This window comes from Microbacterium sp. H6 (assembly GCF_003314775.1).
GTDB lineage: Bacteria > Actinomycetota > Actinomycetes > Actinomycetales > Microbacteriaceae > Microbacterium > Microbacterium oxydans.
In genome coordinates, this window is the sequence record NZ_QOAY01000253.1 from 3,084 (window position 1) to 14,004 (window position 10,921).

A 10,921-nucleotide genomic window follows, 5' to 3' on the forward strand; every position below is an offset into this window, starting at 1 on the left:
GAGCCGGCAGCTGAGACTCGGTGAGCGCGTAGTCGGCTATGACGGCCTCCCGATCCGCACCGACCGCGGAGAGCGCGAGGGCGACGGTCACGCCCGTCCGGTCCTTACCCACAGTGCAGTGCACCAGCGTGCGCCCACTCGCCGCGATGATGCGGATAGCCGCGACGAGCCGCTCCCCGCTCTCTTCGAGGAGGTGGAGGTAGAGGTCGTCGAGACTGGTGTCCGCCTCGAAGAAGGAACGGACGGATCCGAGGAACAGCGGGAGGTGGGTGGTGTCCGGCCCGTCGATCTCCGTCGGCTCGGCTGCGACCTCTTCGCCGTCTCGCAGGTCGACGATGTGCGAGACGCTCTCCCGCAACGCGGCGGCGCCCGCGGTGGTCGCTCCGGAGAGCTGTCCGGAGCGCAGGAGGACGCCGGAGCGGATCCGACCGCCCTCCGCCGGCATGCCTCCCACGTCGCGGACGTTGGAGACCCCTTCGACGACGAGGATCATCATCCCGCCGCCTGCGGTCCTCGCGGGGGCACCGGGTAGCGGCCGGCGATCACGATCCTGTTGAAGGCGTTGATCGAGACGCATGCCCAGCTGAGCGCCGCGTACTCCTTCTCGGTGAAGACGCTTCCGACCTGGTCGTACACCTCGTCGGAGATCCCGTCCTCCGAGATCAACGTGAAGGCCTCGGCGAGTTCGAGAGCGGCGCGCTCCCGCTCGCTGAAGACACCGCTCTCACGCCACGTGGGGATCTGGGTCAGTGTGTCGGCGTCGACGCCCGCAGCGACCGCCCTGTCGACGTGGATCCGCGCACAGTAGGCGCAGCCGTTGAGCTGCGAGCAATGGATCATGACGAGTTCTTTGAGACGGTCGTCGATGCCGTTGGCCGCGCAGATCTGGCCCACCGTCTTCGAGAACGCGTCAAGCGCCTGGTACGCGGCCGGCTCGGTCTTGGACAGGTGCACACGCGTCTCGCTCATGACTCCATGATATTCGGCGGATGAGCGGGAAGCTCTGCCGCAGACGAACCGGAGCTTGGATCAATATGCCCATCAAACCCAGTCCTCATACGACATAATGCGACACGTTACGAAATAATCTCTTGTCATACTGGTCCGGCATTTCCGACGCCGCTTCCCGAGGGCGCAGAATGTGGAGGTGGCGATCGACAACAGCGAGTTCAGCTATCTTCCCGCACAGGCCGAAGCGCTCGGCGTACCGGTTCCGCCGGTCACGCGCCTCACCCTCCCACTCGCCGACGGCCGCATCCTGAGCGCCCTGCGTTTCGGTAGCGAAGCACCGCGTGTGACGCTGCTCCACGGCGCCGGCCTGAACGCACACACCTGGGACAACACCGCCCTCGCCCTGCAGCAGCCGCTGCTCGCGATCGATCTCGCCGGACACGGCGACTCCTCCTGGCGGGACGACGTCGACTACACGCCGCGCACACTCGCTCGTGACGTGGCCGCAGCGCTCGACGCCTGGGTGGAAGGGCCGCAGGTCGTGGTCGGGCAGTCCCTCGGCGGACTCACCGGCGCTGCTCTGGCAGCAGCGCGACCGGATCTGGTGTCCGAGCTCATCGTGGTCGACATCACTCCCGGCATCGATGTGAGTGCCGGCCCGGCGGCGCTGCGCGAGTTCTACGCGGGCCCGACCGACTTCGCGACACGCGACGAGCTCGTCGACAAGGCGATCTCACTGGGGTTCGGGGGCTCCCGACCCGAGACAGAGCGCGGTGTCTTCCTGAACACGCGAGTGCGCGAGGACGGGCGGGTGGAGTGGAAGCACCACTTCGCACACCTCGCCGCCCAGGCACTCGCCGCCCACGACCCCGGGTCCCCGACCGCACCGTCGGTGCTGCACGAGACCGGCTGGGATGATCTGACCGCGGTCACCGTACCGGTCACCCTGGTGCGTGCCGCACGCGGATTCGTGAGTGAAGCCGACGCCGTCGAGCTCCAGCGACGCGTCCCCGCGGCTGAGGTGGTCGTGCTCGACGCCACCCACAACGTGCAGGAGACCGCGCCGGTCGCCCTCGCCGGTCTGATCGACGCCGCCGTGCCCGCCCTCGGAATATGACGTTCCGTTCCACACCCGACCCTGACCCCTTCTCACATCTCTAGGCTCGATTCCACGGCACACAGCAGTTGCCGCACCGAGAGGAAACACCCATGTTCCGACGTACCCGACGTCTCGCGCTGATATCCGCCCTCGCGGCCACCGCCGTCATCCTCAGCGCCTGCTCCGGCACCACCGAGCCGGAGACCAGCAGCTCACCCGGCGCCCCCGACCCGAGCGCCACTCTCCACGTCGGCCTCGTCCTCGAGCCCACCAACCTCGACATCCGCCACACCAGCGGCGCGGCACTCGAGCAGATCCTGATCGACAACATCTACGAGGGCCTCGTCACGCGCACGCAGGACAACGAGATCGAGGGGCGTCTCGCCTCCGACTACGAGGTCTCCTCGGACGGGCTCACATATACCTTCACCCTCAACGACGGCGTGGTCTTCCACGACGGCACGCCGCTGACGTCGGCGGACGTCGTCTCCTCGTACGAGACCGTGCGCACGGACGCCACCGTGCAGGGCAACGCGGACTTCGCGTCGGTCACAGCGATCACGGCGCCGGACCCGACCACGGTTCAGATCACCCTGTCCGCTCCGAACCAGAACTTCCTCTTCGCGCTCACCGGCCCGGCCGGTCTCGTGTTCAAGTCCGGCGACACCACCGATCTGAAGACCGCGGAGAACGGCACAGGTCCCTTCACGCTGACGCGTTGGAACAAGGGAAGCACCATCACCTTCACGCGCAACGACGCCTACTGGGGGGATCCTGCCGGCGTCGCCCAGGTCGAGTTCCAGTACATCCCCGACTTCACCGCCGGCGTCAACGCCGCACTGGCCGGCGATGTCGACGTGCTCACGGCCGTCGACCCGAACCTCGCGCCTCAGCTCGAAGACTCCGGGGACTTCACCCTCACCACGGGACGCACCACCGACAAGGCCACTCTCGCGTTCAACAACAAGAAGGCGCCGCTCGACGACGTGCGGGTGCGCGAAGCCCTGCGCCTCGCCATCGACCATGAGGCTCTCATCGACGCGGTCGGCGCCGGCACGGCACTGTACGGGCCCATCCCCGAACTCGACCCGGGCTACGAGGACCTGTCCGACGTGATCTCCTACGACCCGGAGAAGGCGAAGAAGCTCCTCGCTGAGGCCGGTCAGGAGGACCTCGAGCTGACCCTCACGATCCCCTCGTTCTACGGCACGACCGTGCCCAAGGTGCTGATCTCGGACTTCAAGAAGGTCGGCGTGACGCTCGAGGTGAACTCGGTCGAGTTCCCCACCTGGCTGGAGGACGTGTACACGAACCACGACTACGACCTCAGCTTCGTGCTGCACGTCGAGCCGCGCGACTTCGGCAACTTCGCCAACCCCGACTACTACTTCGGCTACGACAACGCCGAGGTGCAGGATCTGTACACGAAAGCTCTGGCCGAGGTCGACCCCGACAAGTCCGCCGACCTGCTGGCACAGGCAGCGCGCATCGCCTCGGAAGACCACGCCGCCGATTGGCTCTACAACGGAGAGACCATCACCGCCGTGAGCCCCATCGTGTCCGGCTTCCCCGAAGACTCGATCAACTCCCGCATCAACCTCACGGGCGTCACCGTCTCCGCTGAGAAGTAGCAAGCGATCACCGCGTCGTGATCCGCTATGCGCTCGTCCGGGGAGCCCTGCTCATCGCAGGGCTCCTCGTGTCGAGCGCGCTCATCTTCCTGACGCTGCGCGTCTTCCCCGGCGATGTCGCACAGCTCATCGCCGGCACGCAGGCCTCACCCGCCGAGGTCGAAGCGCTCCGCGAATCCCTCGGCCTGAATCGCCCGCTCCTCGCCCAGTACACCGACTGGATCGGGGGCATCTTCCGCGGCGATCTCGGCACATCGCTGCTGTCCGGCGCCTCCGTCGGCGAAGAGATCCTCCTCAAGGCCCAGGTCACCGTTCCGCTCGGAGCGATGTCGCTCCTGATCGCCGTCGTCATCGCTGTGCCGTTCGGGATCCTCGCCGCCCTTCTTCGCAATCGGCGCGGCGGGACGGCGCTCAGCGTCGGAGCCCAGACGCTCGCCGCCGTCCCCGTCGTCTGGGCCGGCATGATGCTGATCGTCGTGTTCTCGGTATGGCTGGGATGGCTTCCTCCCCAGGGCTTCCCCCGCACCGGCTGGTCCACACCGGGGAAGGCGATCGAGTCGCTGCTGCTCCCCGCGCTCACGATCGGGATCGTCGAGGGGGCGATGCTCATGCGGTTCGTACGCAGCGCGACCCTGCAGGCAGCGGGACATGACTTCGTCCGCACCGCCGCCGCGAAGGGTCTCACCCGTACCCGAGCCCTCATCCAGCACGGCATCCCCGCCGTCGGCCTCTCCATCATCACCGTGCTCGGGCTCCAGGTGGCCGGCATCATCGTCGGGTCCGTCGTGATCGAACAGCTGTTCACCCTGCCGGGGATCGGCCGTATGCTCGTGGCCGATGTCGGCACGCGCGATCTGATCAAGGTGCAGAGCGAACTCCTCGTCCTCACCGGATTCGTCTTGGTCGTCGGTTTCCTGGTCGACCTCCTGCACCGCGCGATCGATCCTCGTCAGCGGGAGTCCGCATGAATCCGCGCTGGCTCTCCCGCCTCTGGGACACCTCCACAGGACGCTTCGGCATCGTCGTCGTCCTGGTGATCGTCATGACCGCGCTGATCTCGCTCCTCTGGACGCCGTTCGATCCGCAGGCCTCGGACATCGGCGATCGGTGGCTGCCGCCGAGCTGGCCCCACGTCCTCGGCACCGACGACACCGGACGCGACATCCTGAGTCTGCTGATGGCTGGTGCCCGCACGACGGTGTTCGTGAGCGTGGGGGCCGGCATCATCGCCACGGCTGTGGGGATCGCCCTGGCCGCACTCGGAGCGCTCACCGCACGGTGGATGCGGGAGACCGTCGCCGTGCTCGTCGACATCCTGATCGCCTTCCCTGTGCTGTTGATCGCGATGATGATCTCCTCTGTCTGGGGCGGTTCGCTCTGGGTCGTGATCTGGGCGGTCGGCATCGGCTTCGGCGTCAACATCGCGAGGGTCACGCGTCCGGAGCTGCGCCGCGTGCAGCAGAGCGACTTCGTCCTCGCCGCCAGAGCCGCAGGACTCACCCCCGCGCAGAGCCTGGTGCGCCACCTGCTGCCGAACGTGGCACCCGTCTTCATCGTGCAGCTGTCCTGGTCGATGGCCGTCGCCGTCCTCGCGGAGGCCGGCCTGTCGTACCTGGGTTTCGGCGCCTCCGTGGTCGATCCGAGCTGGGGCCTGCTGCTCGCCGACCTCCAGCGCTACATCGGGGTGCATCCGCTGTCGGTCATCTGGCCGGGACTCGCCATCACGATCACGGTGCTCGCGCTGAACCTGCTGGGTGACGGTCTGCGCGAGGCGACGGATCCGACGCTGCGGCACCGCTCCGCCGAGATCCACACTCCGGGGGTGGTCGCATGAGCCTGTCGGTGCAGGACCTCGTGATCGAGATCGACGGTCGGCCGGTGGTCGACGGCGTCTCCTTCGAGGTCGCAGACGGAGCGAGGCTCGGGCTGATCGGGGAATCCGGCTCGGGGAAGTCGCTCACCGCCCTCGCGGTGCTGGGACTGCTCCCCGACGGTGCGACCGCCAGGGGAAGCATCCGCTGGAAAGGGATCGAACTGATCGGGATGCCGGACCGCGAGCTCGCGCGCCTCCGAGGAGACGACATCGGCATCGTGTTCCAGGAGCCCCGCACCGCGCTCAACCCGATCAGGACCGTCGGACGCCAGATCGCGGAATCGATCCGCATCCACGAAGGACTCGGACGCCGCGCGGCGCGAGAACGGGCGATCGCGGAAGCGGCTCGGGTGCGGCTGCCCGACCCGGAGTCGATCGTCGACCGCTACCCGCACCAGCTCTCCGGCGGTCAGAGGCAGCGCGTCGCGATCGCGATGGCTCTCGCCTGTCGTCCGCGTCTGCTCATCGCAGACGAGCCGACCACGGCATTGGATGTCACGATCCAGGCGGAGATCCTCTCCCTGCTGCTGACGCTCGTCGCGGACGAGGGCATGTCGCTGGTCTTCATCACCCACGATCTCGCCGTGCTCGCCCAGGTCGCGACCGAGGGTGTCGTGCTCGAACACGGCAAGGTCGTCGAAGCCGCACCGGTCTCCACCCTTCTGTCGAGTCCCGCTTCGCCGATCACGCAGGGACTGCTGCGTGATGCGACGGCCACGCTCTGGCGTCCGGACGGGGGCACCGCATGAGCCTGATCGAAGCACGAGGCCTCGGCCGGGACTTCTTCGCACCGAAGCGCTCCGCGTTCGAGCGTGCCCGAACCGTGACCGCCCTGGCCCCGACCGACCTCGACATCGTCGAGGGGTCAGCGGTCGGCATCATCGGCGAGTCGGGATCGGGCAAGTCCACCTTGGTGCGACTGCTGCTGGGACTCGACCGCCCGACATCCGGCTCTGTGACGGTCGACGGACGTGCCGTGGACGCATCCGCTCCCGCGAAGTCCCTGCACTGGCTGCGGCGGGAGACGGGATTGGTCTTCCAGGATCCCTACGCGTCCCTGGACCCGCGCATGACGGCAGGCCAGATCGTCCGCGAACCGCTGTGGGCGCTCGGCGTCGAAGGCGACCACCGCGCGCGCGTCCGCGAGGTACTGGCCCAGGTGGGCCTCGAGCCCGACATGGCAGACCGGTATCCCCACGAGTTCTCCGGCGGGCAGCGTCAACGGATCGCGCTCGCGAGGGCGATCGTCCACGGTCCGCGGGTCCTGGTCGGCGACGAACCCCTGTCCGCCCTGGACGTCACCGTGCGCGCGCAGATCCTCGAGCTGCTGATCGAGCTGCGACGCACGGGCAACCTCACACTCGTGCTCGTGTCTCACGACATCGGCGTGGTGCAGAACCTCTGCGACACGGTCGTCGTGATGAAGGACGGGCGCGTCGTCGAACGGGGCGCGACGAGCGATGTGCTCCTGCACCCCACGCAGGACTACACCAGGAGGCTGCTCGCGGCGATCCCCGTCATCCCCACCCCGCCGGGCGGTTGAGCGGACGAGGTGAACGGGGTGCGCCCCTCCGGGCATCAGCGTCGCGCGCCGAACAGCTTTCCTCGTCGCCGCCCCGTCGGCGTGAGCACACGACGCATGTACACGGTGCCGAGGTCCCTGCCGAACTTGTAGCCGACCCGCCCCATCCGTCCGGCCTCGACGAAGCCGAGCTTCTCGTGCAGTCGGATCGACGCCTCGGCGCCATGATCGCTGATGACCGCGACCATCTCGCGCAGACCGATCTGCTCGCAGGCGTCGATGAGTGCTTGCAGCAGTGCCGCGCCGAGCCCCTTGCCCCCGGCTCCCGGACCGAGGTAGATCGAGTCCTCGACCGTGTACTTGTAGGCGTTCTTCCCCGCCCAGGGCTGCGCCAGCGCGTAGCCCATCACTTCGCCGCCCGGGGACACCGCCACGAGGAACGGCAGCTGCAGCCTGGTCAGCAGCGCGTACTTCTCACGCCAGTAGGGGATGCTGCTGCGGCGCTCGTCGAGGGTCACGGCCGAGTTGCTCGCGAAGTGGTTGTATATCTCACGCACGTGCGGCAGATCCGCCGGGCGGACCGGGCGGATCGCATAGGAGAAGACCTCGGGGGCCGGGGCAGGTCGGAGATGGCGCGGGAGAACGCGGCGACGGTCCCCCGGCTCGAATTGCATGCGCTCAGCTTAGGGAGAGAGGGCCTTCGCCATCCACTCGCCAGTCCACCGCCGCCGCACCCTGCTCCTCGAGAAGGGTGTTGGCACGGGAGAACGGTCGCGACCCGAAGAAGCCACGGCTGGCGGAGAGGGGCGAGGGGTGTGCGGAAGAGATCACCGGCGTCTCGCCCAGGAGAGGCTGCAGGTTCGCCGCGTCCCTGCCCCACAGGATCGCGACGAGCGGCTGATCGCGGGCGACGAGGGTGCGGATGGCCAGCTCGGTGACCTTCTCCCACCCCCAGCCTCGATGCGACGCCGCCGCGCCGGGGCGCACGGTGAGCACCCGGTTGAGCAGGAGGACGCCCTGATCGCTCCACGCGGTGAGGTCTCCGTGCGGTGCCGGTGGAATCCCGAGATCGCTCTGCCGCTCCTTGTAGATGTTCGCAAGGCTGCGGGGCAGGGGGCGCACGTCGCGATCCACGGCGAACGACAACCCGATGGGGTGCCCCGGAGTGGGGTACGGATCCTGTCCTGTGATGAGCACCCGCACGTCCGACAGGGGCCGCTGGAACGCTCGGAGCACATTCCCACCCGCCGGGAGGTAGCCGTGCCCTGCCTGCTGCTCGGCACGGAGGCGCTCACCCAGCGCGGTGATCGTGTCCTGCACCGGGGCCAGCGCCTCGGCCCATCCCTCATCGATCCGCCCCTCGGCGGCGAGCTCCGCGAGAGTCTGCGCCATCGTCAATCGGCCGATCGCACGCGCAGCGGCCCGCGGGCGAGCAGGTGCTGTGCGGACTGCGCGACCGGACGCATCGTGATCAGGTCGAGATTCACGTGGCCGGGAGACTCCAGGGCGTAGGCGATCACGTCGGCGACGTCATCGGCCACGAGCGGGGCTTCGACACCGGCGTACACCGCCTCCGCAGCCACGGGGTCACCGCCGAGCCGATTGAGCGTGAACTCCTCGGTGTGCACCATTCCCGGAGCCACCTCGACCACACGGATGGGCTCGCCGTTGAGCTCCTGCCGGAGCACCTTCACCAGCATCCCCTCCGCAGCCTTCGCCGCGTTGTAGCCCGCACCTCCGGCATACGCGGTCTGCGCGGCAGTGGACGTCACGAAGAGCGCATCCGCGTGGCCGTCCGCGGCAGCCGCACGGCGCAGCAGCGGAAGCAGGCCCGCGACGAGACGCTGACTCGCCAGGACGTTGGCGTCGAACATCCACTGCCAGTCCTCGACGGACGCGTCCTCGATGCGATCGGTGCCACGGGCGCCACCGGCGACCTGGACGAGAGCGTGGACCGGGCCGGATCGCTCGATCTCGCCCACGAGCGCCTCGACGGCGGACGAATCGGTCAGGTCGCAGGCGATGGCCGAAGCCCCGGTCTCCGCGGCGAGCGCGGCCAGTCGATCCGCGCGGCGTGCCACACCGACGACGTCCCATCCCCTGGCACGGAGCGCACGCACCGTCGCTGCGCCGATGCCCGAACTCGCACCTGTCACCACTGCTCGTCTGTTCACCATGCCTCCACCGTACGGCGTTCTCCCCCGATTGCGAGCTCCCCCCACGGCGCTGTCGTGGAACCCTCCCGCCGCGTGATTCCGGGGCTCCCCTCTGTTACGTCACATTTCCCACCTGTTGTTGACAAGCGCCGATATTCCGTACTGTCGCTGCAACGGCATCCGCCATCCGACCTTCCGACCACTTCTGGGGGAATCACATGTCCGCACCCGAGTCCTGGCGCTTCGAGACCAAGCAGATCCACTCCGGCGCTGCCCCCGACCCGGTCACCAAGGCGCGTGCCACGCCGATCTACCAGACCACCTCGTACGTGTTCGACAGCGCCGACCACGCGGCCAACCTCTTCGCGCTGGCGGAGTTCGGCAACATCTACACCCGTATCCAGAACCCGACGCAGGACGTGCTCGAGCAGCGTCTCGCCGCGCTCGAGGGCGGCACCGGGGCGCTCGTCCTCGCGAGCGGCCAGGCGGCATCGACCTTCGCGATCCTCAACATCGCCCAGGCCGGCGACCACTTCGTGGCGTCGAGCTCGATCTACGGCGGAACCTACAACCTCTTCAAGTACACGCTGGCGAAGCTCGGCATCGAGGTCACCTTCGTCGAGAACCAGGACGACGCCGAGGAGTGGCGCCGCGCCGTCCGTCCGAACACGAAGCTGTTCTTCGCGGAGACGATCGGCAACCCGCAGATCAACATCCTCGACATCCGCACCGTCGCCGACATCGCGCACGAGAACGGCGTCCCTCTGATCGTCGACAACACGATCGCCACCCCGTACCTGATCCGCCCGTTCGAGCACGGCGCCGACATCGTCGTCCACTCGGTCACCAAGTTCCTCGGCGGACACGGCACGACCATCGGCGGCGTCATCATCGACGGCGGCAAGTTCGAGTGGTCGAAGCACGTCGACACCTTCCCCGGCCTCACGGTGCCCGACCCGTCGTACCACGGCGCCAGCTACACGGCTGCTGTGGGCGACCCGCTCGCGTACATCATCAAGGCGCGAGTGCAGCTGCTGCGCGACCTGGGATCGGCGATCGCGCCGCAGAGCGCCTGGAACCTCATCCAGGGCGTCGAGACCCTTTCGCTGCGCATCGAGCGGCACGTGCAGAACGCGCAGGAGATCGCCGAGTGGCTCGACAGCCGCGACGACGTCGCGACCGTCAACTACTCGGGCCTGCCTTCGTCGCCGTGGTACGCCAAGGCGAACGAGTACGCCCCCAAGGGCGTCGGAGCCGTGCTGTCGTTCGAGCTGAAGGGCGGCGTCGAGGCCGGTCGCGAGTTCGTCAACAGCCTGTCGCTGTTCAGCCACCTCGCCAACATCGGCGACGTGCGCTCGCTCGTCATCCACCCGGCGTCCACCACGCACGCGCAGCTGACGCCCGAGCAGCAGCTGACCGCCGGCGTGACTCCCGGTCTGGTCCGGCTCTCCGTCGGCATCGAGAACGTCGATGACCTCAAGGCCGACCTCGAGCAGGCCCTCGCCGCAGCACGTGCCGTCTCGGAGGCCGCCCGCGCCTGATCCCCGCACCACGTCGATGCCCCGGAGCCCTGCGTTCCGGGGCATCGACGTGTGACGGCGACGGCCTCACCCGGCCGACCCACAGGCGGTTCCGTCGAGAATGGGACTCCGCCCCGAGGAGACCATGATCGACGCTCAGCACCCCCCG

12 protein-coding genes are annotated in these 10,921 nt (G+C 68.3%); 7 read left to right on the forward strand and 5 right to left on the reverse strand.

The features are described from left to right. Window positions 1–496 (reverse strand): tyrosine-protein phosphatase (locus DSP71_RS15980; RefSeq protein ID WP_258546496.1); only part of this gene is annotated, 496 nt, incomplete at its 3' end. After that, on the reverse strand, window positions 493–969 hold the full coding sequence (locus tag DSP71_RS15985; RefSeq protein ID WP_113681578.1) for a carboxymuconolactone decarboxylase family protein: 477 nt from the start codon (window positions 967–969) through the stop codon (window positions 493–495). The genes DSP71_RS15980 and DSP71_RS15985, both read right to left, overlap by 4 nt. Before the next feature lie 172 nt (window positions 970–1,141). On the opposite strand from DSP71_RS15985, the gene DSP71_RS15990 reads away from it, so the two are divergent. The 6 genes from DSP71_RS15990 (at window position 1,142) to DSP71_RS16015 (ending at window position 7,097) form a co-directional block, all read left to right on the forward strand. Continuing rightward, entirely contained in the window at window positions 1,142–2,068 is a 927-nt protein-coding gene (locus DSP71_RS15990) for an alpha/beta fold hydrolase (RefSeq protein ID WP_113681579.1), read from the forward strand. 92 nt (window positions 2,069–2,160) lie between these two features. After that, a complete protein-coding gene (locus DSP71_RS15995) occupies window positions 2,161–3,681 on the forward strand; it encodes an ABC transporter substrate-binding protein (protein ID WP_113681580.1) in 1,521 nt (506 codons plus the stop codon). Window positions 3,682–3,698: 17 nt separating this feature from the next. Next, window positions 3,699–4,649 carry an ABC transporter permease gene (locus DSP71_RS16000; RefSeq protein WP_113681581.1) on the forward strand — a complete coding sequence of 317 codons (951 nt, stop codon included), beginning with the start codon at window positions 3,699–3,701 and terminating at the stop codon, window positions 4,647–4,649. Then, a complete protein-coding gene (locus tag DSP71_RS16005) occupies window positions 4,646–5,515 on the forward strand; it encodes an ABC transporter permease (RefSeq protein ID WP_113681582.1) in 870 nt (289 codons plus the stop codon). Before DSP71_RS16000 ends, DSP71_RS16005 begins: the two co-directional genes overlap by 4 nt. Next, window positions 5,512–6,303, forward strand: a complete 792-nt coding sequence (locus tag DSP71_RS16010) for an ABC transporter ATP-binding protein (protein WP_113681583.1) — start codon at window positions 5,512–5,514, stop codon at window positions 6,301–6,303. The genes DSP71_RS16005 and DSP71_RS16010 overlap by 4 nt, the downstream gene beginning before the upstream one ends. Then, window positions 6,300–7,097 (forward strand): ABC transporter ATP-binding protein, encoded by a 798-nt coding sequence (locus tag DSP71_RS16015; protein WP_061017283.1) that lies wholly within the window; start codon window positions 6,300–6,302, stop codon window positions 7,095–7,097. Before DSP71_RS16010 ends, DSP71_RS16015 begins: the two co-directional genes overlap by 4 nt. 35 nt (window positions 7,098–7,132) lie before the next feature. Here DSP71_RS16015 and DSP71_RS16020 read toward each other — a convergent pair whose 3' ends face one another. From DSP71_RS16020 to DSP71_RS16030, 3 genes are read right to left on the reverse strand one after another with little or no spacing between them, the layout of a single operon-like run. Then, on the reverse strand, window positions 7,133–7,750 hold the full coding sequence (locus DSP71_RS16020; protein ID WP_113681584.1) for a GNAT family N-acetyltransferase: 618 nt from the start codon (window positions 7,748–7,750) through the stop codon (window positions 7,133–7,135). Window positions 7,751–7,754: 4 nt separating this feature from the next. Next, a complete protein-coding gene (locus tag DSP71_RS16025; protein ID WP_046749462.1) occupies window positions 7,755–8,468 on the reverse strand; it encodes a uracil-DNA glycosylase in 714 nt (237 codons plus the stop codon). A gap of 2 nt (window positions 8,469–8,470) precedes the next feature. After that, window positions 8,471–9,253 carry an SDR family oxidoreductase gene (locus DSP71_RS16030; RefSeq protein WP_174799784.1) on the reverse strand — a complete coding sequence of 261 codons (783 nt, stop codon included), beginning with the start codon at window positions 9,251–9,253 and terminating at the stop codon, window positions 8,471–8,473. Window positions 9,254–9,450: 197 nt separating this feature from the next. Here DSP71_RS16030 and DSP71_RS16035 point away from each other — a divergent pair, with 197 nt between their 5' ends. Next, entirely contained in the window at window positions 9,451–10,773 is a 1,323-nt protein-coding gene (locus tag DSP71_RS16035) for a bifunctional o-acetylhomoserine/o-acetylserine sulfhydrylase (RefSeq protein WP_046749463.1), read from the forward strand. Window positions 10,774–10,921 lie beyond the last annotated feature (148 nt).

Coding starts and splice junctions, on each gene's coding strand:
- DSP71_RS15985 (WP_113681578.1), bottom strand. CDS start 969: ATGAGCGAGACGCGTGTGCACCTGTCCAAGACCGAGCCGGCCGCGTAC.
- DSP71_RS15995 (WP_113681580.1), top strand. CDS start 2,161: ATGTTCCGACGTACCCGACGTCTCGCGCTGATATCCGCCCTCGCGGCC.
- DSP71_RS16005 (WP_113681582.1), top strand. CDS start 4,646: ATGAATCCGCGCTGGCTCTCCCGCCTCTGGGACACCTCCACAGGACGC.
- DSP71_RS16010 (WP_113681583.1), top strand. CDS start 5,512: ATGAGCCTGTCGGTGCAGGACCTCGTGATCGAGATCGACGGTCGGCCG.
- DSP71_RS16015 (WP_061017283.1), top strand. CDS start 6,300: ATGAGCCTGATCGAAGCACGAGGCCTCGGCCGGGACTTCTTCGCACCG.
- DSP71_RS16020 (WP_113681584.1), bottom strand. CDS start 7,750: ATGCAATTCGAGCCGGGGGACCGTCGCCGCGTTCTCCCGCGCCATCTC.
- DSP71_RS16025 (WP_046749462.1), bottom strand. CDS start 8,468: ATGGCGCAGACTCTCGCGGAGCTCGCCGCCGAGGGGCGGATCGATGAG.
- DSP71_RS16030 (WP_174799784.1), bottom strand. CDS start 9,253: ATGGTGAACAGACGAGCAGTGGTGACAGGTGCGAGTTCGGGCATCGGC.
- DSP71_RS16035 (WP_046749463.1), top strand. CDS start 9,451: ATGTCCGCACCCGAGTCCTGGCGCTTCGAGACCAAGCAGATCCACTCC.